The 25372-nt window shown below is 47.2% G+C and carries 17 protein-coding genes; 14 read left to right on the plus strand and 3 right to left on the minus strand.

Translation table 11 applies throughout. From position 1 onward, the window contains the following. Positions 1–53: 53 nt before the first annotated feature. The 10 genes from FS818_RS06830 to FS818_RS06875 all read left to right on the plus strand — a co-directional run bounded on the left by FS818_RS06830 (position 54) and on the right by FS818_RS06875 (position 15069). The gene (locus FS818_RS06830; protein ID WP_145330787.1) at positions 54–3089 is read left to right on the plus strand and encodes a family 78 glycoside hydrolase catalytic domain; all 3036 of its coding nucleotides are present in this window, start codon (positions 54–56) and stop codon (positions 3087–3089) included. 63 nt (positions 3090–3152) lie between these two features. Further along, positions 3153–6212 (plus strand): glycoside hydrolase family 2 protein, encoded by a 3060-nt coding sequence (locus FS818_RS06835; protein ID WP_145330789.1) that lies wholly within the window; start codon positions 3153–3155, stop codon positions 6210–6212. A gap of 13 nt (positions 6213–6225) precedes the next feature. Beyond that, the gene (locus tag FS818_RS06840) at positions 6226–8943 is read left to right on the plus strand and encodes an alpha-L-rhamnosidase (RefSeq protein ID WP_186375423.1); all 2718 of its coding nucleotides are present in this window, start codon (positions 6226–6228) and stop codon (positions 8941–8943) included. 23 nt (positions 8944–8966) lie between these two features. After that, a complete protein-coding gene (locus FS818_RS06845) occupies positions 8967–10757 on the plus strand; it encodes an L-fucose isomerase (protein WP_145330792.1) in 1791 nt (596 codons plus the stop codon). A gap of 400 nt (positions 10758–11157) precedes the next feature. Beyond that, positions 11158–11532 carry a response regulator transcription factor gene (locus tag FS818_RS06850; RefSeq protein WP_145330794.1) on the plus strand — a complete coding sequence of 125 codons (375 nt, stop codon included), beginning with the start codon at positions 11158–11160 and terminating at the stop codon, positions 11530–11532. Then, positions 11522–12148 carry a chemotaxis protein CheC gene (locus FS818_RS06855; protein ID WP_145330796.1) on the plus strand — a complete coding sequence of 209 codons (627 nt, stop codon included), beginning with the start codon at positions 11522–11524 and terminating at the stop codon, positions 12146–12148. Before FS818_RS06850 ends, FS818_RS06855 begins: the two co-directional genes overlap by 11 nt. A 2-nt stretch (positions 12149–12150) precedes the next feature. After that, positions 12151–13125 carry a sensor domain-containing diguanylate cyclase gene (locus tag FS818_RS06860; protein ID WP_145330798.1) on the plus strand — a complete coding sequence of 325 codons (975 nt, stop codon included), beginning with the start codon at positions 12151–12153 and terminating at the stop codon, positions 13123–13125. 208 nt (positions 13126–13333) lie between these two features. After that, on the plus strand, positions 13334–13765 hold the full coding sequence (locus tag FS818_RS06865) for a DUF3237 family protein (RefSeq protein ID WP_145330800.1): 432 nt from the start codon (positions 13334–13336) through the stop codon (positions 13763–13765). Between the two features lie 304 nt (positions 13766–14069). Next, positions 14070–14675: a TetR/AcrR family transcriptional regulator gene (locus FS818_RS06870; protein ID WP_145330802.1), complete on the plus strand. Its 606-nt coding sequence runs from the start codon at positions 14070–14072 to the stop codon at positions 14673–14675. Between the two features lie 46 nt (positions 14676–14721). Next, the gene (locus FS818_RS06875; protein ID WP_145330804.1) at positions 14722–15069 is read left to right on the plus strand and encodes a DUF4260 domain-containing protein; all 348 of its coding nucleotides are present in this window, start codon (positions 14722–14724) and stop codon (positions 15067–15069) included. A gap of 162 nt (positions 15070–15231) precedes the next feature. Here the strand turns inward: FS818_RS06875 and FS818_RS06880 are convergent, their stop codons facing one another. Beyond that, positions 15232–15999, minus strand: coding sequence for a sulfite exporter TauE/SafE family protein (locus tag FS818_RS06880; protein WP_145330806.1), 768 nt, complete (start codon positions 15997–15999; stop codon positions 15232–15234). 190 nt (positions 16000–16189) lie between these two features. Between FS818_RS06880 and FS818_RS06885 the strand changes: the two genes are divergently transcribed. Next, positions 16190–18463 carry a glycoside hydrolase family 3 N-terminal domain-containing protein gene (locus tag FS818_RS06885; RefSeq protein WP_145330808.1) on the plus strand — a complete coding sequence of 758 codons (2274 nt, stop codon included), beginning with the start codon at positions 16190–16192 and terminating at the stop codon, positions 18461–18463. 248 nt (positions 18464–18711) lie between these two features. Here FS818_RS06885 and FS818_RS06890 read toward each other — a convergent pair whose 3' ends face one another. Beyond that, positions 18712–19281, minus strand: a complete 570-nt coding sequence (locus FS818_RS06890) for a GerMN domain-containing protein (RefSeq protein ID WP_145330810.1) — start codon at positions 19279–19281, stop codon at positions 18712–18714. Positions 19282–19329: 48 nt separating this feature from the next. After that, the gene (locus FS818_RS06895) at positions 19330–20757 is read right to left on the minus strand and encodes an N-acetylmuramoyl-L-alanine amidase family protein (RefSeq protein WP_145330812.1); all 1428 of its coding nucleotides are present in this window, start codon (positions 20755–20757) and stop codon (positions 19330–19332) included. A gap of 461 nt (positions 20758–21218) precedes the next feature. Between FS818_RS06895 and codB the strand changes: the two genes are divergently transcribed. The 3 genes from codB (at position 21219) to FS818_RS06910 (ending at position 25188) form a co-directional block, all read left to right on the plus strand. Next, positions 21219–22496 carry a cytosine permease gene (gene codB, locus FS818_RS06900; protein ID WP_145330814.1) on the plus strand — a complete coding sequence of 426 codons (1278 nt, stop codon included), beginning with the start codon at positions 21219–21221 and terminating at the stop codon, positions 22494–22496. Next, positions 22465–23739 (plus strand): cytosine deaminase, encoded by a 1275-nt coding sequence (locus FS818_RS06905; protein ID WP_145330816.1) that lies wholly within the window; start codon positions 22465–22467, stop codon positions 23737–23739. Before codB ends, FS818_RS06905 begins: the two co-directional genes overlap by 32 nt. A 384-nt stretch (positions 23740–24123) precedes the next feature. Then, positions 24124–25188, plus strand: a complete 1065-nt coding sequence (locus FS818_RS06910) for a polysaccharide deacetylase family protein (protein ID WP_145330818.1) — start codon at positions 24124–24126, stop codon at positions 25186–25188. The last annotated feature ends 184 nt before the right edge of the window (positions 25189–25372 follow it).

Genomic DNA, 25372 nt, shown 5'->3' on the forward strand with positions numbered 1-25372 from the left:
ACGCATACGTTTAGCTTCAGCCCAACATTGATGGAACGGGAGTTGATTTAGATATGGATCAAACGTTGCCAACTGGCGGGAGGGAACTGCCGACGAAAGACGGAACAAGTGATTTCATCTGGAAAGCGTCATGGATATGGGGAGGCGCTGAGGAATGGCCGCGTAATGAATGGCGCTCTTTTCGAAAACAATTTATGCTGCAGCATTGGGATTACGAAGGTGCAGAGGTCTCGATTACGGCAGATGCCCGTTATGTTCTGTATGTAAACGGCGTCTTGTGTGGAAGAGGACCTAATCGCTCTTGGCCATTTGAACTGAACTTTCATGTGCACGAAGTCGGACATTTACTGCGCCCTGGCAGTAATGTAATTGCTGTTCTGGTGATGAGTTACGGGGTCGCTACGTTCAACTATCTGCCGGGTAAAGGAGGACTGCTGGCTCAACTGGAGCAGCTCTCTCCGCAGACAGAAGCACTTACCCGGCAGAGGCAGTTGATCGTTGCTACAGATGATACTTGGCATACCGCTCCATATGCCGGATACGAGCGAAGGGCTTCACGGATGTCCTGCCAGCTTGGTTTTAGCGAACAGGTGGATGCACGCTACTCACAAATAGATTGGATTGGAAAAGAAACAGACATAGATTTTGCCAGGCACGGTTGGACGAACGCCCGGATCATCGCTAGGCCAGGGGATGCCCCTTGGAAGCAACTGATCCCGAGCGATATTCCTGAATTGACAGACCAAGAGGTTTGGCCGGTCCGGGTCGAGTCTTTAAAAGAGGTATCTCTCGTCTCGTGGACCCATGTGCTGGATGTACGTGAAGCGATGGAGCCAGGCAGCAAAATGCATGCCAACCCGGTATCCTTTGCCGGATATGCGGCAGCAGTTATCCGTGCAAGCAGTGAAGCTGAGGCGGTGATCGGATTTTTCAGCGCTTTCCATGCGCTTCGCGGCATCACCCTCAACGGAACCTATTACACCGCTGAAGCGATGGAAGGGGAACGACCACGCCGGCTGCAGCGGGTCAGTCTACAGCCCGGAGACAATCTGTTATTAATTGAACTCGCTGGACCCGATCATGGTGGTGGTCTGCATTTTGGCATCGACTGTGACGTTTCATTTACGGTTGTTTCGCCGTTTATAGATGAAGAAACGGCAGGCGAATCACCATTTATGCTGATCGGCCCGTTCGCGGCACTGGTGCATGTTGATCATCAGCCGAGTTCAGACCCACTGCGTGCATATCAAGGCTTTGGCGGCAATCAGCCCTTGGATGGGAATGCTTTTCAGGACGCAGATGTGTATGAACAATGTCGAAAAATCGCTTCGGCTTCAGAATTGATTGTTTACCGAAAATGGATGCGGGCTTTTCCTGCCATGTTAAGCTCTGATGCTTCAATCTTTACCTATAGTATATGGAAGCGAAAAGAGCAGAGCCGTGCCGTGCCAGCAGCATTGCAGCAGGTATGCTTTGCCAATCGCAGGCCAGCCATCATACCGGCAATGGTTGAAGGTCAAGGCCTTGAGCTGATTCTGGACTTTGGACGTGAATGGTCTGGTTATCTGCGATTTGAAGTTGAGGCACCGGAAGGTACGGTCATTGATGCCTATGGATTCGAATACATGGATGGCGGATGGAGGCAGGATACCTTTGGCGTAGATAATACACTACGTTATGTATGCCTTGAAGGCAGACAAAGCTATGAATCTCCTGTGCGGCGTGGAATGCGCTATCTAATGCTTACAATTCACGGGAATGTAGCTCCTATTCGACTGTTTGGTGTGACGCTTGTGCAGAGCAATTATCCAGTGGCAGAGATCGGCCGCTTCCATTGCTCAGACCCACTCTTGAATGACATCTGGGAGATTAGCAAACATACGACCCGGCTGTGCATGGAAGATACGTTTGTAGATTGCCCGACCTATGAACAGGTGTTCTGGGTAGGGGACAGCCGTAATGAAGCACTTGTGAACTATTACGTCTTTGGTGCGACGGATATTGTAAAACATTGTCTTGAGCTAGTGCCCGGATCAGGTCAGCAGACACCCCTTTATGTCGATCAAGTGCCGAGCGGATGGAGCAGTGTCATCCCTAACTGGACTTTTTTTTGGGTAACTGCCTGTCTTGAATACGCCCGGCATACCGGAAACAGAAACTTCGCATCAACGATCTGGCCGAAGGTTCAATTTACGCTGGATCATTACCTTCAATATATAGATGATCATGGATTATTAACCATTCATGCCTGGAACCTGCTCGACTGGGCTCCGATGGAGCAACCCAATGATGGGACAGTTACCCATCAAAATGCCATTTTTGCACGAACGCTGGCAGATGCAGCACGATTGTCTGAACTCGCAGGGGCCGCAGAGGCAGGCCTGTACTACGAGTCCAGGTCCCATCTGTTAATTCATGCTATAAACAAGCACCTATGGAGCAGTGAGCGGCAGGCCTTCCTGGACTGTATCCACGCCAACGGTTCTCCCTCCAGCACATTTAGCATGCAGACCCAGGTGATCGCATTGATTACCGGAGTCGCAACAGATGAGCGCAAGGAGAAGCTGAACGCCTATTTAAAGTCACCGCCTAAAGATTTTGTTGCAATCGGCAGTCCGTTCATGACGTTTTTTTATTATGAAGCGCTGATGATGAACGGAGAGATCGATACGATGCTTGAAGATATTCGTGCGAAGTTTGGTGAGATGGTGAAGCATGAGGCCACAACCTGCTGGGAGATGTACCCGGGATTTACCGAGAACAGACCTAATCCGAAGGATCTGACACGCAGTCATTGCCATGCCTGGTCAGCTGCACCGGGATACTTTTTAGGAGCTATGGTACTCGGAGTGCGCCCCACCGCAGACGGTTGGACGAACGTTCGGATTGCGCCCCAACCTGGAGATCTGCAATGGGCCAAAGGCGCGGTACCCCTTCCGGGGGATGGAAGAATCGATGTGCGCTGGGAGATCAGCAAGGAAGGAGACGAGTCGGTATTTCAGTTAGAAGTCGTTGCTCCTAAAGCAATCTCGGTTTCGATGGAAGTACCGGAAGGTTATCGGCCAGTGCTCATCCACAAAACATGTTGAATCAGCGCATACCGAGTAAACAAAGTTACAAAATTCACAGAGCCTGAATGGAGTGTTAGCACGATGACAAACATCTCATATTACCGTTCCGAGAAAGGTAAGCGTTATCTCGACGAAGTTCAGGATGAGGCTTATGCCCGCTCTTCGCTTCACGGAGATGCCTGGGTGGATATGGATAGTCGTATTCCGATTCACCCGGTAATGCTTGAAATGCAGCATATGATGGAGGACCAGGAGTCCGGTTCAGCGTACTCAACTGTTTCCACATCGGATTCTCTGCTATTGTCTGGCATATGGCGCCTGAAGGGAGGAGAAGCAGCTGATCCCGGTGATCCTGCTCCTGCGACAGGTTGGTTTGGACGGAAGGCACGCGCCAGCGAAGGAATGCGTGAACGTTGGTACGACCCTGAGCATTCGCGCGAGGACTGGCTTGAGATCAGTATTCCTGCAACAGTACAGCAAGCTTTAATGGATTTGGGCTTCATGGAAGACCCGCATTGGAATACCAATACGATTGACGAACTTGAACAGTATGGTTCACCACAAGACATACCTGTCTGGTTCCGCCGAACACGCGTGGAGTGTACGGAGTGGTGGTTTGCTACCACATTCGAAGTGCCGAAGGAGTGGGATGGAAGCCGGCTTTCCCTGGAATTTGACGGCATTGATTACTCCGGCACCGTATTTCTCAATGGCGTATCGCTTGGTCATCATCAAGGAATGTTTGGCGGCCCGGTTCATGACGTTACTAATCTGGTTCGATGGAATGAAGCCAATGAACTCGTTGTTCGAATCGATCCGGCACCTCAAAGCTGGAATGGTCTGATGAAACCAAGTCCAGGCTTTGGCTGGCACTATGGACATCTCATATCGCTTGGCATCTGGAAAGATGTGCGCATAAGGAGTCAACCAGACATAGCTTTACTTGATCCGTATGTTGTAACAAGGTCTTTCACTTCGAATGAGGCAACTCTCCATATCGAATTTACAGCAGATAGTTCTCTTGTTGAGCAGGTTTCTATAACCATCGAAGGTCAGATCCGGCTGAAAACCGATAAGGTGCGCAGGGAGACATCAAGTAAAAACAATCCAGCCCTTGGGATGAAAGAACAATATGAAAGTTATGAACAGAGCCGATTTACAGCTGTTATTACAGTGCCCTATGGCAAAAGCAAATTCTCCACCGAAGTCAAACTGAACAATCCGAAGATCTGGTGGCCGTCAGGGTATGGGGAACAGCCTCTCTACGAGCTTGTGCTGCAAGTAGTCTCTTGTGAAGGTACTGATCGAGATGCGGATGATATGTCAAATCGTTCAATGGGCATATTGAACTCAGCATGGACAGCGGAATCAAAATCAATTAACACAGGTGCAGCCTTCACTTCTTTTGCTATCCGTACGATTGAGATGCGACCCATGATAGATACCGCACCTGAAACAGACTATCGCTGGAAATTTGTCATTAATGGCGAACCGATCTTCATAAAAGGTGCGAATTGGTGCTGGCCGGACGTCATGCTCACAACCAAGGAAGGGCAATACGAACGTTTACTGGAGCTGGCACGCAGAGGCCATGTTCAGATGCTCCGGGCTTGGGGCGGCGGCATTGTGGAAACTGATGAGTTCTATACCTTATGTGACGAAAAGGGCATTATGGTCTATCAAGAGTTTCCCCTCTGTTGGGGGCCTCCCGATGCACCTCTGACTGACCTGGGTGTCATTGACCGTCAAACTGTTCTTTCCGTCAAACGGCTGCGGAATCATCCTTCTTTGGTGATGTGGGGCGGTGGCAACGAAAATGGGCCGCATGGCGGGGCAGACGAAGGTCTTTTTCTAGTCGGGAAGCGGTGCCGCGAGTATGATCCATCACGTCCTTTTCATCGAACCGATCCTTGGGGTGGCAGTGCTCATAACTGGAATGTGTATCATGGCGGCGAACCGCTCGATGAAGCCACGTTAGCGATGCCTTCCGTTTTTTACGGCGAATTCGGCATTCCAAGCCAGACGAATGTTTCCAGCTGTTTGCGGTATATGCCGGAAGATGCGTTGTCTTCTTTTCCACCGACTGAGGAAAGCAGAGGATGGAAGGCTCATTTTCATCAGTTTGGTCTGAAAGATATCATTAAAGTGATGCGGTACGCGGCGTATGGACCAATCCGCAACTGGTTTGACTATATCACCTATTCGCAGACTGCACAGGGTGATGCCATCCGCCTCACCGCAGATATTCAACGAGCAGGTACGGGGAACAACAAAAGTGGATATTGGTATTACAAATTTACAGATAGCTTCCCTGGACATTCCTGGGCAGTCGTCGATTTCTATGGGACAGCTAAACTCTCTTATTATCGTGCGAAACAAGCTTGCCGTCCGCAAAATGCGTTTATCACGACAACGAAGCTGGACGGATGGCAGTCGGGAGAGATGTTTCACGCAGATTTACACCTCGTCAATGATTCGCGTGAAATACTTGCAGAGGTAACGGTACAAGTCAGACTGTACGGCAGTCAATTAACCGAAATAATGACATGGGAGTACCCGGCTTTAACAGCTAAACCGGGACGGGCGCTCTGCATAGATACGCTGGAAATCAAGCTGCCCGAAACCTCATGCATTGCTCCTTTTCTTATGGCGGTTACACTGCATGCTCCCAATGGGAGTTTGATCTCTGATCAATGGTACTGGTTCAATGCGCAGCCGAAGACTGCGGAACTTCTCGCTTTCGAGAGAGAACACCGGCACGATGCCAACGAATACCAAGGTAAGGACGCTGAGCAAGCATTCATGCTGTATGGGAACCTTTCCAATGCACCGCTACGAGAACTGCCTTGTACTTCAATGGAAGCGTCTGCTGTCTATACAGATGACAATAGCGGCGTGATTATTATCCGTAACATCGGGAGCATGCCTGCAATTCGAGTAATGATTCACGATTTTCCCGAGGATTGGAGCTGCTATCTGGATGACAATGATTTTGGCCTTTTGCCGGGAGAAGAGAGACGCATTGCGTTTGAAACGGGATCTGAATTCCGGTTAAGTGTGATAACTGTGAGTGCCTGGAACGCCTCTAAAGTGACGATCATACATGAGAATTTTCTAGAGGAGAAACAGACGAATGCGTAAGGAGGCAGGGAAAATGTCGGACACATGGCTTGCCGAGTGGATTACCCGCCAGACAAGTGCTATTGATGAGTGGACTTCTTATCAAGCAGAAGTCGTAATCGACGTTGCAACAGGTGGTGCATCATTTTTGTTTGGGTATCAGAATGAGAACGATCACTGCGGGGTTGAACTTCGGGAGAGCGAGCAAGAAAAGACAGAGCGTGGGGAACATGCGCAATTTACTACAGATGAGAACCCCTTTATTGCTTACATTTTCCGCACAGAAGAAGGTGTGAAGCATGTGATAGAAAGCATCAAACTACCTTCATTCCTGTCGACAGAGCTTACGAAAATATCGCTTAAAGTATGCACAGAAAACGGAGAATGGAAAGTCACGATAAATGAACAATTTTTTTGTCATTGCCAAGCAACAGAATATCAGGGAACAGTCGGATTCCGGACAAAAGAAGGGCAAAAAGCGGTCTTTCGCGACCTGAAACTCACCGGAAGCGATGGACGGGTGTTGTACTCCAACCGTTTTTATGATCCGCTAACCACGCATTGCACAGCAGGTACGATTCATGCTTCTGGGAACGGATTGGTGCTTGAGGGAGAAATGCTATCCGTTTGCAAGGCAGCGTTTCCAGTAGACAGCCCGCTATTCCGCAAAACATTTCATATGCCAACCTCTCCGATTGAAGCCAGACTGCGCATCTATTCGATCGGCTGGTATGAGCTTCTTATTAATGGAAAGCGGGCAGATCGCCGTGTACTTGCTCCAGCCAATTCACCTTATCATCGAAGAATGCTATATGACTCATATGACGTGACACCTCTGTTACAAAAAGGTGAAAACGTACTGGGAGTCTGGTTGGGGAATGGCTATCATTACAACTATTCCCGTTGGGGATGGAAATGGAATCGGGATAAGGCGCTTCTCCTGCAACTGGATCTACGCTTTGAGGATGGCACCACACAGACCATTATTACAGACGAATCCTGGTCCTCGGCGGCAAGCCCGATTCTTGCCAATGATATCTATGATGGGGAGGCATATGACGCACGCTTGCAGCACAGCGGATGGGACTGTCCCGGTTTTATCGAAGACAAGCACTGGACAAGAGCTGTAGCAGCAGAGCCGCCAAAAGGTGAACTCAAGGAAAATAAACAGCCTCCCATTCTGCCATTCGAATCGCTGCAGCCTATCGCTGTGCTTCATCCTCGTCCTGGCGTGAATGTATACGACTTTGGACAAAACATCGCGGGTTGGGTTCGCATTCAGGTGAAAGGACAAGCGGGTCATGAGCTACGGTTCCGATACAGTGAACTGGTGGATGGACTAGGCAATATCGATTCCTGGACGAACCGTAACGCGAAGGCTACAGATACTTACATCCTCCGCGGACATGCCGAAGAATGTTACGAGCCACGTTTCACGTATCATGGATTTCGGTATGTAGAAGTCTGTGCCGGATCAAGCTGGATTTCCATTCAGGCGGTTCCGATCCATGCCGCTGTTGAACAGGCAGGCACATTTGAATGTTCGGATGAATTGCTTAATCAGCTATACAGCAATGTTCGCTGGTCTTACCTTAACAATCTGGTGAGCATTCCCACGGACTGCTGCCAGCGTGATGAGCGAACACCTTGCCTAATGGATTCCGCTGTCGTTGAGGAATCCGGCATGCACCATTTCAATATGCATAGCTATTACCATAAATGGCTGGACGATATTGAAGATAGCCAGACCAATCCAGACTGGAGCGGAGACAAGGTTTCTCTTCCATGGCATCTTTATCAGCATTATAACGACCTTGACGTACTGCGCGAGAGTTATCCGTCCATGAAGGCATATATCGATCATCTTCATAAGAAATGGCCTGAACATGAAGTGAAGGAAGGGTTTGGGGATTGGTGCCCCCCGAATGAAGATGGTTGGGAAAACTACTTTCATGAAGTAGAACTGGTCAATACCAGTGTCTATTACAGAATCACTTCCATCGTTGCCGAATCGGCATCCATTTTGGGTAAACCCGCCGACCACGAATATTACGGTCAATTGGCTGATGACATTCATCGTGCTTTTCAGCGCCGTTTCCACACAGGGGATGGCATCTATGCAGAAGGTTCACAGACTGCTCAGCTTATGCCGCTTGCCTACGGATTGGTCCCTGTCAAACAACGTGCTTCTGCTGCAGAACGGCTTGTGCAGGCCATTGCTGAAAAAGGAGGATACCTTCACACAGGCATTTACGGAACGAGATATCTGCTGGATGTGCTTGCTGATTACGGATATATCGATGTCGCATATGAGCTTTTAACCAAGAAGGAATACCCGGGCTTTGGTTATCAGATTGAACGAGGGGCAACCACGCTTTGGGAGCAGTGGAGCGATAAGGGGGGCATGCACTCTCATGATCACGCCATGTTTGGAGGGATCAGTGTCTCTTTTTACACACGACTCGCAGGGATTAGATCGGATTCCCCGGGTTACGAAAAAATATGGATCGAACCCTGCATCCCTACCAAACTGGATGGGGTCAGCGCATCAATCCGAACCGCACATGGAAAAATCGCCGCAGCCTGGAAAAAAGACCAAACAGGACTGCACATCCAGGTGGAAATTCCCGAGAAAACCACGGCTACACTCGTCATGCCTTCTGCTGTTGTTATAGCAGCGAAGCTACCCCGCATTCAAGAGCTGAAGCCAGGTCGACACAGCTTTACTTTCCCTTCGGGGACAATGGGATAAAAATGAGTGAAGGAGCGTTCATGATGAATCAGGATTCACACCGTTATGAAAGTGGCTTTCCCAAAATCGGTATTCGTCCGATCGTAGATCGCCGCAAGCTTGTAAAGCAAGCCTTGGCGGAGAGCACGATGGAGCTTGCGCGTGAAGCCGCCGCTGCAATCACTGCCGTTCTCCGTTATCCGGATGGATCTCCGGTACAGGTCGTTATCTTTGAGCCGTGTATCTCCGGTACAACAGAAGCTGCACGCTGTGCCGAGCAATTCCGCAAGGAAGGTGTCGGTGTGCTGCTCACCGTTGCCAGTGGCTGGTGTTATCCGCTAGAGACGATAGAGACAGACCCTACGTTGCCACATGCTGTCTGGGGATTTAACGGCACGGAGCGCCCCGGTGCAGTCTATCTGGCTGCGCTTCACGCGGCGCATAACCAGAAAGGACTCCCCATTTTTAAAATTTACGGCAGACATATTCAGGATCAGAACGAACGAAAGCTACCTGAGGATGTTCGGGATCAGTTGATTCGGTTTAGCCGTGCAGCTATGGCGGCTGCATTGCTTCGAGGCAAATCATATCTGTCCATCGGCTCAGTCTCGATGGGAATTGCAGGCTGCATTGTTGACGAAAATTTCTACCAGCGCTATCTGGGCATGAGAAATGCGTATGTGGATATGACGGAGGTTAACCGCAGACTTGAAAAACATATCTATGATAAGCAGGAATTGCAGGTTGCCCTGGCTTGGGTAACACGTTATTGCCGGGAGGGACCTGATCCTAATCCTGAATCTGTCCGAATTAGCCCGCAGGAGAAATCGGAAAATTGGGAAACCTCGGTTCGTATGGCGATGATTGTACGAGATTTAATGATAGGCAATCCCAAACTTGCGGAAATGGGATATGAGGAAGAAGCTTACGGTTATAACGCTATTGCATCCGGATTTCAGGGACAGCGGGAGTGGACAGATTATCAGCCGAGTGCGGATGTGCTTGAAGCCGTTCTATGCAGCTCCTTTGACTGGAATGGCATTCGGGAGCCTTATATGGTCGCCACCGAGAACGACAATTTAAACGCCGTCACGATGCTGCTGAATCATTATGTATCACATACCGCTCAAATATTTGCAGATGTTCGCGCCTATTGGAGTCCCGAAGCCGTAGAGCGAGTTACCGGATGGAGGCCTGACGGCCTTGCAGCATCAGGATTTATACATCTGATTAATTCTGGACCTGCTGCACTGGATGGAACAGGGGAGCAGCAACGTGACGGCAAACCAGTAATGAAACCGCATTGGGAGATTGAAGAGCAGGAGGTTCAAGCCTGTCTGGATGCTGTCCGTTGGAGACCGACTTATATGGATCAGTTTGCCGGAGGTGGATATTCCACGGATTATACGACGAGAGGAGGCATGCCTGTGACGATGGCTCGCATCAACCTCGTTGCAGGACTTGGCCCCGTGCTTCAACTGGCCGAAGGTTACACTGTGGAATTACCGGATGAAGTACATGAACAGTTGGATATGCGAACAACACCAACATGGCCTACGACATGGTTTGTGCCAAAACTGGTGCAAGATGATCCGGTTTTCGGAGACGTGTACAGCGTGATGGAAGCCTGGGGCTCCAACCACTGTGCGGTTAGTTATGGTCACATCGGGGCCGATCTGATTACCCTGTCAAGCATATTGCGTATTCCGGTTAACATGCACAATATTGATGCCAAGCGTATTTTCCGCCCTAGTGCCTGGTCCGCATTCGGAACCAAAGACTTGGAGAGTGCAGATTACCGAGCCTGCGCTGCGTACGGTCCGCTGTATCGCTGACTTGCTGTATGATTAGGTTAATATGAAAAGGACGAAGCAGGATATCATCGAAATGTGAGTTAGCATTTCATGATTGGCTTCGTCCTTTTACGTGTTTACAGTAATTCTAGCGTCCGCCGGTGTCGGAAGCCCAAACATAATTATATTTCCATTGAATTTTGTAGCTTTACGAATCGTTGGGATTTCCCTTCCATTGACAATGGAATACGTTCTAATTTATTTTTAAATATTGTTGACAACCTATTTTTCTAATAACTATAATTTATATTGTTTTGCCTATTTCATCCGTCAGTCACTTTTAAGGGGTTCCACCTGTGCGCGAAGCTCCTTCTCAAGAAACTGTCTACAGCGCCTCATATGTTGCGCCCTTAAAACTTTATCAAGGAGACTGAGTAGAATCATGAAAGTATTAATTGTGGAAGATTCGATTTTTGTACAGAAAATGATGAGCAAGTTGATTAGCGATCATATTCCGGATTGCGAAATTCGAACGGCCACCAACGGAGAAGATGGTTTCCGTCTTTATCAGGATTACAAACCTGATTTGATAACGACAGATCTTTTGATGCCAGGACTCAATGGCCAGGATATGCTTCGTTTGATTCGAGAGAAAGATCAGAATGTCAAAATTATTATTTTGTCTGCCGATATTCAGAAGGCTACCCGTGAGGAAGTGGAGGAGCTGGGCATCTCAGGATTCCTGAATAAACCCTTAACTGCAGAAAGAGCAGGCACATTGCTCCAAATGATTCAGGCGGCCCGTCATGCTGAATGAGCTGCAGAAGGATCTGCTTACTGAACTTGTCAATGTTTACGTCGGACAAGCAGCGAACATGTTATCGGAAATTGTAGACAAACATATTGTACTTAATATCCCCGAGGTTGACTTAATCTCCATTACGGAAGTGGATCGGGAGGATCGAAGATACAACATTTTATTTGCCGAAGGTCATCTCTTTCGGTCATCTTTACAGTTCGGGTATCAATTTCAAGGCAAAGCTTTCCTGATGTTCCCTGCCGAGCAGGCAAAAGTGTTAGCTAACATGTGTCTCGGAGAATTGACAGAGAACGCGGATGCAAACGATTGTCGGCTGATGGATACGGATCTTGATGTGCTACAGGAAGTCAGCAATGTGTTGCTGAATGCCATTATCGGTGAATTCGGAAATTTCCTTGAAATGAAACTGGAGTATGTATTGCCGGATATTGAGCTGATTCATGTTACAGGTACTGACCCGCAAATCCTGCTTCAGAATGAAGTATACATATTGGTGCTACATACCTCCTTTTTGCTTGCAGATACAGATGTAAAAGGAATTATCGTGATTGCATTGAGCATGGATTCCATCTCCAGTCTGCTGGATAAGATAGATGCTCTGCTGGGAGGATAACCATGAATAATCTCATTGTACAAGCGCTGAACAAAACCAAAATGGGGATTATGATTGTCGACAGACAATTGAAAATTCTCGTGTGGAATGGCTGGTTGGAACGTTTAACAGGCATGCCCGCTGAAGACGTGCTCGGTAAAAATCTGCTCGAGATTTGCCCCAGATTCAAGGCTAATATGTATATGAATATCATACAAAATGCGCTGTATCACGGGCAGAGCAGGTTCTGCTCCAGCGCTCTACATAAATCTTTTATCCTTCCGAAGGAGGGAGGAGATGAGCGTTTTTACAGACAAAATCTACATGTTGAACCACTTTATGAAGATGATCACAGCTATGCACTGCTGCAGATTAGCGACACAACCAACACAAGCACTCGCGTGTACAAACTCAAGAACCTGATTAAAGAGCTGGAGACTGAATATACCAAAATCAAAGTTTCGGAGAAGATCAGTAAACATCTTTCTTTGCATGATTCCTTGACAGGTCTTCCTAATCGTTTAGCATTTAAGGATCGTCTTGCATGGTCCGTGAGCAACGCGCTAAGAAGTGAGTCACGCTTTGCGGTCATGTATATCGATACGGACGGGTTCAAGCAGATCAATGATACCTACGGTCATGATATAGGAGATCAAGTCTTAACGGAAGTGGCCCAACGTTTGAAGGCAAATGTTCGCAGTTCGGATTGCGTAGCAAGACTCGGAGGGGACGAATTCAGCATTATCCTGAACCAGCTTAAGGATGACAATGATGCGGAGGTCGTTGCCAAAAACCTGACGACTGCGTTTGGTGCTCCGATCCATGTGAATGCTATTGAGATCCATCTGTCTGCCAGCATTGGCATCAGTTTGTTTCCAAAGCACGGACAAGACCCGAACGAACTTTTAAAACTTGCTGATATGGCCATGTACAGAATCAAGAAAAACGGAAAGCAAGGCTACGCCTTCTTTCTTCCCGAGTTGGACCAAGTTTGGTGAGGTAATGTTAGCGAACAAGCACCTACTTCCAAACCTTATAAAATTTATGCTCAACCTCTAAAAGTTGCTATAATGGCAACTTTTTTTTGTTATGTCTTTGATTTACTGGCTTGTTAGCAGGAGTCTTTATGTAACTGACGAAGTGAAATAAAAGGTCAATGAATGGATAGATTCACGAAATAACTGACAGAGAGGATGAGAATGATTGATGCCGAAGCTAGAGATGGAGGAACTGTTTACGGTACACGTTAAAATTGAAAATTCAATCGAGCTAAAAAATTCGGATGGAGACTCCGTAGTGATGATTACATTTACAGGACAGGTCACAGGAACCTTTTTCCAAGGATTCGTTCGTGAGGGAGGCGTGGATACACAAATTATCGGAAAAGCGGGAGGACGTCACAGCTTGTCAGCCAGGTATATGTTACAGGGACAGGATTATACAGGGCAAGCATGTGAGATATACATCGAAAATAATGGGTATATCGGGGAAGTAAAGGGCGACATGCTGTTCCGCACCTCGCCTCGGATTATAACCAACAGTCAGGCTCTATCCGATCTTAACGTGGATGCGCTTATTGGTGAGGGTTATCCGGCGGAGGGCGGTGTAGATATTAAGATTTTCAAGGTGAAGTCATAAGTTACTTAAGTAGCCCATGTAACAAGGGCTACTTTTCTCATCTTTTTAATATTCTACGAATCAGCATAATCACAAGAATCAGAAAAACGATGGCAAATAACATACCTGTAAATCCTACACTGCTCATCACGTTTAAAACCTCCTAAAATAAACCATTAATATAACGTTTATAGTATAACATATTAAATTGGAAGCAACATACAATTTAAAATATTTAAAATATATATTGACTGTTCGAGCAAACAGTTTTATGATAAGGACATAAATTGACTGTTCGAGCAAACAGTATTGGAGTTGAAATGAAATGTCTAAACAACAATCGGGGAATCAAGATGAGCGCCGAAACGCCATTTTACAAGCGGCCTTTACGTTATTCGGCCAGGTAGGTTATACCAAGGCCACGATGAAAGAAATTGCGGCTAAAGCGGGCGTAGCCCAAGGACTGATCGGTTACCATTTTAATACCAAGGAAACACTTCTGGTGGAGGTTGTGCGGGAATGGATGATTAACCGGGGGATGAAGGAAGGACTGCAACAATTGGATATGACAGCACAACCCGCCGATTTGCTCCAGCAAGCGTTACAACACGTCGTTGAATTCCGTAGTACCAATCCGGAGTGGTTCACACTGCTCATTAGTCTTTGGACGGAGAGCGTGAGTAATGAAAAGTTGGCTCAGGAATTAGTGAAACTGTACCAAGAGATGAAATCGGGTATCCGACTAATCATTGATCGACTGGAACTGCCGCTGGACGAAGCCGAAAAAGAGACCTTCGCCGCCTTGATTCAAGCTGTGTTCGACGGGTTAACATTACAATCCCCTGTATTGCTATCCTCCCAGCCGCTCTCACACGAACAAGTATCTCAGGGCATCGGGTGGATGCTGAGTGGAATGAAATCTGCCGATTAATTACATCGACATCAAAGTAAATTACATGCAAAGGAGATCAAATAACATGACTAGATTATGGATTCGATTAGAAGGTTTGCTGGTGCTCGCAACAGCGACAACGATTTACTTTTACAATGATTATTCCTGGTGGCTCTTCCTGCTGTTGCTTCTCTTCCCGGATGTCTTCATGATTGGCTATGCAGCTAACAATAAACTGGGCGCAATGATCTACAATGTGGGGCATACGTACATGATTCCTATGGTATTTTTGGCGGCAGGTTACGTGTTGAAAATAGACGTGCTCATGCTGATCAGCTTCATCTGGATCGCTCACATTGGTATGGATCGCATGTTTGGCTTTGGTTTGAAGTATGAAACGGAGTTTAAGGATACTCATCTCCAGCGTGTATAATCTCATAAGGATTCTTTGATAGCTTGGTAGTTTCACTTTTAAAATGAACCACAAAAAAGGCTGTACCCAAATCATCGAGATGTTAGGGTACAGCCCTTTTTTAATGAAACACGAACAGCTTCGGCACACGCAGCACACCTCACACTGAACGGTTAAAGAAAATCACATCCATAATATGGATGCTCCAATCATCGGTGTCACGACCATACTCACTTTCAGCCAGATTGCTGGCACCCGTTTCGTGAATTTCGCTCCAACGTATGAACCGGACATTGTACCGATTACAACCAGCAATAACAACTGCAAGTCCAGATAACCGATCCTCATATATCCTGCTCCGCCAGCTAAAGCTATGGGAATGATGACTAACATCGTTGTTCCGGCAGCATATCTCATAGGCATGTTCAACAAAAGCATAAGTCCTAATTGGATAAAGGGCGTGGAGCCGATACCGAATAGTCCGGATAACATTCCTGTAACGACTCCAATCAGTAACGCATATACCCAGTAACGCAGACCTTCTCCGAGTATGACAGTCTGTATCTCAGAACCAGCAGGGCGCCGCGAAACAAGAATCAAGCGAAGCCACAGCGCGAGTCCTGATGCAAAAAGCATAAAAGAAGTCAGCATACCAAGCCGATCCTCCGGAATATAAGATGACCATCCTGAGCTGATCCAGGCTCCTGCTGCCCCGGCTAGACCTACGATCAAACCGGTTTTGAGCATTGCATTACCCTCCCGGTAATGACTGATTGAACCCGAGAGCGAGGAGAAGAACATCGCAGCAAGCGCCGTCCCGAGAGCAACATGAATAGGATATCCGAACGCAACCGTCAGGATCGAGATAATAAAGCCGGAGCCGCCTGCGCCAACAAAACCAAGAAGCAGACCTAGCAGAAACATAACAAAAACAATATTTAACATTAACATTAGACTTCTCCAAACTCGTATTCCGCCGAAAACCATGTCAGACGTTTTCTTGACGAATAGTGATATGAATTCGATTATATCATGCATGATCAGGGCTCTCTACTTGAGAGAAGTTATACGAGCAACAAAAAGGGGGGAGGACGCGTCTAACCCTTCATGAACTATTGAATTAAACAGGGAGTGAAATGCAGTGCGTTTAACGTATAAAACCATTATGGCCGCAGCTTTCGGTTCCATGCTGATCTGGGCGGGAAGTGCCAATGCGGAAACCAGCTTTGTCGACCTCCAGCATACGCAATGGGCCAAGGACGGTATTCAGTATATGGCCGAAAGAGGCACAGTCGCAGGTTATGGCAATGGCAAGTTCCAGCCGCAGACATCCGTAACCCGAGGACAGGCCATTACCTTCTTGGTGCGTGAGCTTTATCCGGATCAGCTTAAAGAGCCGGTGGAAAAGTTGAAATATACCGATGTGCCGATAAATCATCCTTTTTACCGTGAGATTGCCATCGCTGAGCATCATGGGCTGGCCGGCGGGTTTCCAGATGGCTCCTTTCGACCCAATATACCGATTAGTCGGGCCGAAACAGCAGCTTTTTTGACGCGTGCATATCCGCTTGAACAAGGGACTCTGACCGCTCAATGGAGCGATACGACGAAACATTGGGGTGCGGCGCCGATCCAGATTATGAGTTCAAACGGACTCGTTGGAGGTTATCCCGATGGGAAGTACCAACCGGATCGGACGGTAACACGAGCGGAATATGCCGTATTTATGGCGCGTGTCATTCAATTCGAACGTGAGACGGCGATTCAGGCAAAGGATTGGGACAAGCTCATTTCATATATGACGGTTAGCGAGCAGGTAGGCCAGATGCTTATGCCTGATATCAGGCAATGGAACGGCAAAGCGACAACGACTGTAAACGAAGGCTTGAAACGTAATCTCCAAGATCAGCATGTGGGCGGACTTATCCTTTTTGAAAAAAATATCGTAGATGCACAGCAGGTTACAACGTTTACGCATCAAATCCAAAACCAGACTGGCGATATTCCGCTGTTTCTCGGCATCGATCAGGAGGGAGGGGTGATTCGCCGCATTCCGGGCGGCACCAATCTCCCTGGACAAATGGCGCTAGGCGCAACGGGTGATCTGGCACTAGCAGAAGCAGCCGGACGACTGACCGGAGAAGAGTTAAAAGCGCTTGGTATCCAGGTTAATTTTGCGCCTGTGCTTGATGTGAACAGCAATCCGGACAATCCCATTATCGGTATGCGATCCTTTAGCTCGAATGCGGAGCTGGTCACCCGGCTCGGCCTGGCCATGATCAAGGGACTGCATCAGTCGAATGTTGTTGCAGGCGTGAAGCATTTTCCAGGGCATGGGGATACATCCGTTGACTCTCACTTGGGATTGCCAGTGCTTACACAGGGACGTGAGCGACTTGACGCGGTGGAGTTGAAACCGTTCAAGGCGGCAATTAACGAAGGTGTCGATATGATCATGACGGCACATATTGCCTTTCCGGCGATAGATAACGAGCAAGTAACCTCACGCAAGGACGGTACACCGGTTCCGCTTCCAGCTACACTGTCTCGTAAGGTGTTAACCGGCTTGCTTCGTGAAGAGTTGCAGTATAAAGGTCTGATTATTTCCGATGCTTTCACGATGAAGGGGATTAGCGAGCATTTTGGTGAAACGGAAGCCGTTAGACGTGCCGTTGCCGCAGGTGTAGACATCATTCTAATGCCACAAGATGTGTCCACTGCACACGAGGCACTCATTCAGGCTGTGAATAACGGCACACTTTCCAGGGAACGGGTGCATGAGTCGGTAAAACGTATTTTGTCAGTGAAATCTAAATATCATCTGTTTGAGTCCGGTCCATCCCTGACACAAAAGTTAAGCAAATTGAAAAGCATTATTGGGACCGATGCTCACCTTCAGGTGGAGCGTAGCATTGCGGAGCGGGCAGTTACTGCGTTGGCTGGGGCGGAAGGCAACAGCGTAGAGACAATTCGAGCCAGTGATCGAGTCGCCATTGTGGCATCCGATGCCGATCAGGCTGAGCAGCTACAACAACAGCTCAAGCAAATCTCAGGTAAAACTTCCATTGAAACGATGACGGTTGTCTTGAACTCGAATAATATGAAAACGGTGCTTCAGACCGTAAACAAGGCTGACTATGTTCTTATGGCTTCGTATCAATTCCGTAACGTGGCGAGTCAGTTCCGTTGGGATGAGATCCAGTTATTCATCAACGAACTGAACCAGCGCCAGGTACGCTATACGTTGCTCTCTCTTGGCAATCCGTATGAAATGCTTCATTTGCATAATGTACGCTCAGCCCTTGCTGTGTATGGTAAACAGGAGCCCAACACGCTTGCTGCTATCAAGGTACTGCTTGGACAACTTGAAGCAAAAGGCAAACTTCCAATCGATTCCGGACAGTCGGGCGAATAAACCGAATCGGATCACATTAGGAAAGATCAGGTTTCAAGTTTGCATGATGTTTGTACACACCGATACGAAATGAAAAATGAAGTTTTGCGTTGTACTCATCCTCAATACGTCGAAAAACCTTGCTGTCTAATTAGAATTAGATCGCAAGGTTTTTCGCGTTTTAAAGCGTGGGTAATACTTAGTTATTCATACGCTTGTTTTATTCATATCTTTGTTCTCGCAGACGCCATTTCCTAAGCTTGATCCAACTATTCCGAACCACGAACGATTGGATTCTCCAAGTCCACATGGCCCATTAGGCTCTCGCTTTCTTTCCCATCTACCAGCAACTGAATGCTCTGGATTTCTTGAAACTGAAACATGGTTTGTTTCAACGTATCTAGGAATAGAAGTTCGCCGCCAGAACCGAGTCTGGCTTCGTCAGGAATGTGAATGTTTAACGTAAGTCCGCCGTCGGCTTTGTGAAATTCAAGTGATTCAAGTCCGATATCACTCCATAACGAGATATAATCCGGATCATCCGAACGTTGCATTGCATCAAACGCTTGTGTATATTTCTCGTTACTGTCGGAAAATTCAATTTCGGCTTTATTGGTTTTGACTTGCGTGAGTTCCGAGTCCACATAGCCCACTTCAATTTCCTGTGTCTCTTTTTTCTCAGCATCGGGTGCGGAGGGGGAAGAGCCGTTAGATGGAGTCGGGTTAGGTGCGGATTCCGCATTTCCAGGGTCTGTAGCCGGTTTATTGCCGCAACCGGCAAGTATGAGCAATACAGCGGTAAGGTAGAGCAGGAGCATAATATTTGCCTTTTTTTTCATCAAAGCACATCCTTATCTTCACATTCAATTCTCTATTACATCAACTGTTCATTGCGATTGGTGTAAAAACTCCTTGATTCCATCCACGATAGCGTGAGCTGCTTTATTCTGCACACTGTCGGAAAGCATTGCTTGTTCTTCAACGAGATTACTTAGAAATCCAATTTCAAGCAATACAGCGGGCATCGTTGTATTGCGAAGTACTTCCAAATTGCCGTTCTTGACCTTGCGATCCTTAAAACCCAACGCTTCTATGAGATGTCTGTGTACGATATCTGCCAGTTCTTTACTGCTGCTTCGTTTGTAATAGTACGTCTCAGTGCCGGTAGTCTGTGGCGAGGCTTTCACACTGTTTCCATGGATGGATACAAACACATCCGCGTTTAACGTGTTAGCCAGCTGTACCCGCTCTGGGCGAGTGGGGTAAACGTCAGTCTCACGTGTCATTACAACTTCAATATCGGGCTCCTGCAACAGAAGAGCTTGAACTTTGAGAGCTAGCGGCAACGTGAAATCTTTTTCTTGTGTATTGGAGATGCCGATGGTGCCCGGGTCTTTGCCACCATGCCCGGGATCAATGACAACTATGCTTTTACCACCGTCATTGCCGACAGGGCTAACTGGAATGCCAATCGCGGCGGTCATAGCCAAATCGACGATCAGCTTACCACTTATATATTGAGAACTGACCTGCACATCGCTTAGATTATTCATCTCAATAACAACTCTGACTTGAGCCGGATCATTTTTGAATAGGGCATATCGAACCTCGGTTACATTTGCAATACCGCTGACATCAAGCTTACCCATCGTGCCTTGCTGCAAAGTTGAACCGATATCTCCAAAGGTCGTATTCGGCAGATCAACCACGATACGATCGGGATTGGATAGTCGGGTGATCTGTGGCGTAACTAGTGTATCAACAGATACAACAAGCTGTTGATTCGCAAAACTGATGTCATTCACTTTGTTCCACCCGGCGTTGTCTACGTCAGGAACAGCCGGAGCAGGAGTTGGATCAACAAGAGGAGGAACTTCAGTGCTCGTCAGGCCGACAATCTTCTCTTTATTATTCCAGCTTACCGCCAGTCCCATTTCTTCACTGACAAAACGAAGGGGAACAACGACCGTATTTTTGATTAGTTTCGGTGCCGTGTTCAGTGTTACTTTTTCATTCTGAACCCGAGCTTCTTTTTTACCTACGTTGAGAGAAAGGACCTTGGCATTTTGTTCAATGCTCACATTCTGACTCTTCTGATCCCATTTCACGTTGAATTTCAAATTCTCAGCAACGACACGAATGGGAATCATCACATTGTTGTTCAAATTGACAACTTCGACATCTGAAGGTAGCACAAGCTCCTGACCATCCAAAATAATTTTGGTTTGCGGGGTGGCTGTGGCAGCATGTCCCGAATGGGGCAGAGCAATCAGTAAAAATAAACTGAACAAGAGTGCACATACAATTTTTTTCATTTCACACCTCAATTTAATTATGCTTGTGACAATATTCTACATTTATGCGAATTGTTCCTGCCACCTAATTTATTATTTTATAATAAACTACATCCTATTTTGATGTAGCAAAGGAAGACGTTAAGACCAGGCCCTGACTGGAATTACGAGTTAACTAAAGATTTATTAGGATTCGGATATTAATTAATTTGGATGAAAATGACATTGACAGTTAACCATTTTTCCAAAATAATAGAATGTAATTGAATACTGGTACCTTTAATTCAGTCCAGAGAGGCTGGCAAGGGCAGCGGATTTTGTAATCACGCGAGAATCAGAGCATTTCCTGCAGAGGGATGTTCTGTGTCTTCGCGCGGGTTATGATGCACAAAGAGGCTACTTGTCAGCGTAAAAGCGTGACAAGTGGCCTCTTTTTCTGCTTTTTTTATGGTATCAGAACACTTTAATTTGGGGGTATTCTGATGAGCAAACAAGATCAAGAATTTTCATGGCAAGAGGTGCCGAAGGCACAGCGCAATCATTTCTGGAAGACGTTATCCGTCATGCTTGGATTCACGTTTTTCTCTGCCAGTATGCTGGCTGGTGGCACACTCGGTGTCAGTCTCACCTTTATGGAATTTATGGCGATCGTGCTGACAGGTAATCTGGTACTTGGCATCTACACCGGAGCGCTGGCGCATATCGCCGCCAAGACGGGATTGTCCACGCATTTGCTCGCGAAATATTCGTTTGGTGAAAAAGGTTCTTATCTGCCCTCGTTCCTGCTGGGCTTCACACAGGTTGGGTGGTTCGGGGTTGGCGTGGCGATGTTCGCCATTCCAGTTGCCAAAGCGATGGACTGGAACGTGTACCTGTTGATCCTTGTATTTGGTCTGGCGATGACTGCATCCGCGATCTTCGGTATGAAATCTCTTGTTATTCTTGGTTATATCGCTGTTCCGGCTATTGCCATTCTCGGAGGATATTCCATGTTTGAGGGAGCTACCTCATTAGGCGGTCTGCAAGGACTGCTGGATTACACGCCAACACAGACGCTTACCGCTGCTGCGGCTCTGACCATCTGTATCGGTTCTTTCATAAGCGGCGGGACGCTTACGCCAGACTTTGCACGTTTCTCCCGGACGTCGCGGCAGGCGGTTACGGCGACGGTGATTGCATTTTTCCTCGGTAACTCGCTCATGTTTTTGTTCGGGGCAGTCGGTGCGATGGCGTACAATCTCGCTGACATATCCGAAGTTATGTTCCTGCAAGGATTGCTCATTCCTGCAATTATCGTACTGGGCCTCAACATCTGGACAACCAATGACAATGCTTTATATGCTTCGGGTCTTGGTTTTGCCAACATTACGAAGATATCGAAAAAGTTCTTTGTTATTGTGAACGGGATCATCGGGACCATATTCGCGATGTGGATGTACAACAACTTCGTAGGTTTCCTGAACGTGCTCGGCGCAGCCATTCCTTCCATCGGGGCCATCATCATTGCCGACTATTTTATTGTGAAACGCAGATCATATGCGCCTTTTGCCGACATGAATTTCAAAAAAGTAAACTGGGTTGCTATGGTTGCATGGGCTATCGGCGTAGCATTTGCACAGCTGGCTCCCGGTGTAACACCGCTCAATGCGCTGATCGGTACAGCCGTAGCGTATGTAGTCCTCATGACCATTGTGTCCATCACATCATCCAAAGAAAAGGGGAAAACACATGATTATACAGAACGCAAAATTGCGGGGTAAAGAAGGCCTCTGGAATATCGTCGTTAGAGACGGGAAGTTTGAGCAGATTACGCAAGATCCACAGCCAGCTTCGGGTACAAGTGAAGAGACACTGGATGCTGGCGGAGCACTGGTGCTACCACCATTCATTGAACCGCATATTCACCTGGATACAACACTGACAGCAGGGGAACCGGAGTGGAATTTGAGCGGTACGTTGTTCGAAGGTATCCAGCGCTGGTCGGAGCGTAAAGCATTTCTGACCCATGAGGATGTGAAAACACGTTCCAAAACAGCTTTGAAATGGCAGATGGCCCAGGGCATTCAGCATGTGAGAACACATGTGGACGTTACAGATCCAAGCCTGATCGCCGTTAAAGCGATGCTTGAAGTGAAGGAAGAACTGGCACCGTACATCGACATTCAACTGGTTGCTTTTCCGCAAGAAGGTATTCATTCGTATCCTAACGGCGCAGCATTGCTGGAAGAATCTCTGAAAATGGGCGTTGACGTTGTAGGTGGCATCCCGCACTTCGAGTTTACTCGTGAGTATGGCGTTGATTCCATGAGAGTGGCCTTTGACCTGGCTGAAAAATACGACCGTCTCATCGATATTCACTGTGATGAAATTGATGATGAACAATCCCGTTTCATCGAAGTTGTTGCCAAGGAAGCGTATGAACGCGGGCTGGGCTCACGCACGACGGCAAGTCATACAACAGCGATGGGATCTTACAACGATGCGTACACATACAAGCTGTTCCGTCTGTTGAAGATGGCCAATCTGAACTTTGTGTCCAATCCGCTGGTGAACATCCACCTGCAGGGACGTTTTGACACGTATCCGAAGAGAAGAGGACTGACTCGGGTGAAGGAGCTGCAGGAAGCGGGTCTGAACGTCTGCTTCGGACATGATGATATCTTCGATCCATGGTATCCGCTCGGTACGGGCAATATGATGCAAGTACTGCACATGGGCATTCATGCTTCACAGTTGCTGGGATACGACCAGATTGTGAATTCCATCGACCTGATTACGAAAAATAGCGCCAAAACACTGCACATTGAAGATCGTTACGGTGTTGAAGAAGGCAAGCCGGCTAACTTCATCATTATGGAAGCGGAGAATGAATACGAAGCGGTGCGCAAACAGGCAGCGGTTCTGTACTCCTTCAGAAAAGGACGTAAAATCGCGGAAACAAAACCCCGCGATACATCCATTATTCTGGATGGTAGCGTAGAAAAGGTTACTTTCAATAAATAGTAATAGGGCGAACTTTCCGTTCCTTGATACAGGATCAAACCATCTATAGTCTGTGTGGTGTTGACTCTGTATCAAGGTTTTTCTTTTTCGGGATACAACATTAGGAAATGGATATGGTGAGATGCGATGAGAACATATCGAAAAATAAATAGGATATATTGTAATAATATGAATTTACTTCAATTAAATCATCGTTTATACTAGATTCAATCCGACAAAGTGCTAGAAACAGCAGAAAAGAAAAGTTTAATCTATATTTTTATGTAAGCGCTTTTATCGGAAATGGTGTGGCTCAGTGAGAGGAGGCGTAGCGAAATACAGCAGTAAGGATGCCGATTGAATCAGAATAAGTATGATGTTAACCAATTCACTGGAGGTGTGTTCATGTTTAAATCCAAGCTTGTTAAAGCCGCAATGTCTGTTGCTCTTTTAGGTTCGTTATTTTCTATCCCGCCGTTGCCTTCCGCCAGTGCGGCCGATGCGAGTTGTCCCAACGGTTATGTAGGGCTGACTTTTGACGACGGTCCTTCCAACAATACGAATAATATTCTTAACGCATTGAAACAGTCCGGACTGCGCGCGACCATGTTTAATACGGGACAAAACGCCCAAAATAACCAGGCTTTGGTTCGTGCCCAAGTATCCGCCGGGATGTGGATTGGCAACCACTCCTATACTCACGCAGATATGACGAAGCTGAATACTTCTCAGATGGCATCTGAGATTACACGTACACAGCAGACGATTCGTTCAATTACAGGCTCGTCGCCTTCGCTATTCAGGCCGCCATATGGTGCCACCAACGCAACGGTGAAATCGGTCATTAGCCAGAACGGTTTGAGAGAAGTATTGTGGAATGTCGATTCTCAGGATTGGAACGGGGCAAGTACTTCCCAGATCGTCGCAGCAGTCAATCGCATGGCAAGCGGTGACGTCATTTTGATGCATGATCAGTACCAGACAACACTTCAGGCTATTCCTCAGATTGCTCAAAATCTGAAAAATCGCGGCTTGTGTGCCGGCATGATCTCTCCATCCACCGGGCGAGCGGTTGCACCGGACGGGGGAACGAACAATCCGCCAGCAACGACGGTAAGAATCGAAACAGAGAATATGACGAAAAGCGGACAGTATACCGGCAACATCAGCTCTCCGTTCAACGGTGTTGTTCTCTACGCCAATAATGACGCTGTGCGCACGACACATAATTTTTCAAGCGGAACGCATTCATTCGCTTTGCGAGGTGCGTCGAACAATGCCAATATGGCCAGAGTGGATCTGAAAATCGGCGGACAGACGAAAGGCACGTTTTATTTTGGGGGTAGCAGTCCTGCCGTGTATACCCTAAATAATATCAGTCATGGCACTGGAAATCAGGTAATTGAGCTGATCGTAACAGCAGATGACGGTACATGGGACGCATATCTCGATTATTTGGAAATAAGTTAGTTTGTGAATCAACTAATTTAAAGCAAAGTATTTTAACGTTAATGTTACTATGAAATGGGCTATTTCAATGACACGCACTTGGTAGTGTGCCGTCAGCGAAATAGCCTTTTTTGCATGTTTTGCAAATGAAGATAAAAAAAGTGAAAACAAAATGTGACCAAATGTCGTCCGTAAGAGTGTTTAG

Source organism: Paenibacillus xylanexedens (assembly GCF_007680605.1).
Classification (GTDB): Bacteria; Bacillota; Bacilli; order Paenibacillales; family Paenibacillaceae; genus Paenibacillus; species Paenibacillus xylanexedens_B.

Coding starts and splice junctions, on each gene's coding strand:
- FS818_RS06870 (WP_145330802.1), top strand. CDS start 14,070: ATGTCTAAACAACAATCGGGGAATCAAGATGAGCGCCGAAACGCCATT.
- FS818_RS06830 (WP_145330787.1), top strand. CDS start 54: ATGGATCAAACGTTGCCAACTGGCGGGAGGGAACTGCCGACGAAAGAC.
- FS818_RS06835 (WP_145330789.1), top strand. CDS start 3,153: ATGACAAACATCTCATATTACCGTTCCGAGAAAGGTAAGCGTTATCTC.
- FS818_RS06910 (WP_145330818.1), top strand. CDS start 24,124: ATGTTTAAATCCAAGCTTGTTAAAGCCGCAATGTCTGTTGCTCTTTTA.
- FS818_RS06905 (WP_145330816.1), top strand. CDS start 22,465: ATGATTATACAGAACGCAAAATTGCGGGGTAAAGAAGGCCTCTGGAAT.
- FS818_RS06895 (WP_145330812.1), bottom strand. CDS start 20,757: ATGAAAAAAATTGTATGTGCACTCTTGTTCAGTTTATTTTTACTGATT.
- FS818_RS06860 (WP_145330798.1), top strand. CDS start 12,151: ATGAATAATCTCATTGTACAAGCGCTGAACAAAACCAAAATGGGGATT.
- FS818_RS06865 (WP_145330800.1), top strand. CDS start 13,334: ATGCCGAAGCTAGAGATGGAGGAACTGTTTACGGTACACGTTAAAATT.
- codB (WP_145330814.1), top strand. CDS start 21,219: ATGAGCAAACAAGATCAAGAATTTTCATGGCAAGAGGTGCCGAAGGCA.
- FS818_RS06845 (WP_145330792.1), top strand. CDS start 8,967: ATGAATCAGGATTCACACCGTTATGAAAGTGGCTTTCCCAAAATCGGT.
- FS818_RS06850 (WP_145330794.1), top strand. CDS start 11,158: ATGAAAGTATTAATTGTGGAAGATTCGATTTTTGTACAGAAAATGATG.
- FS818_RS06840 (WP_186375423.1), top strand. CDS start 6,226: ATGTCGGACACATGGCTTGCCGAGTGGATTACCCGCCAGACAAGTGCT.
- FS818_RS06875 (WP_145330804.1), top strand. CDS start 14,722: ATGACTAGATTATGGATTCGATTAGAAGGTTTGCTGGTGCTCGCAACA.
- FS818_RS06880 (WP_145330806.1), bottom strand. CDS start 15,999: ATGTTAATGTTAAATATTGTTTTTGTTATGTTTCTGCTAGGTCTGCTT.
- FS818_RS06855 (WP_145330796.1), top strand. CDS start 11,522: ATGCTGAATGAGCTGCAGAAGGATCTGCTTACTGAACTTGTCAATGTT.
- FS818_RS06890 (WP_145330810.1), bottom strand. CDS start 19,281: ATGAAAAAAAAGGCAAATATTATGCTCCTGCTCTACCTTACCGCTGTA.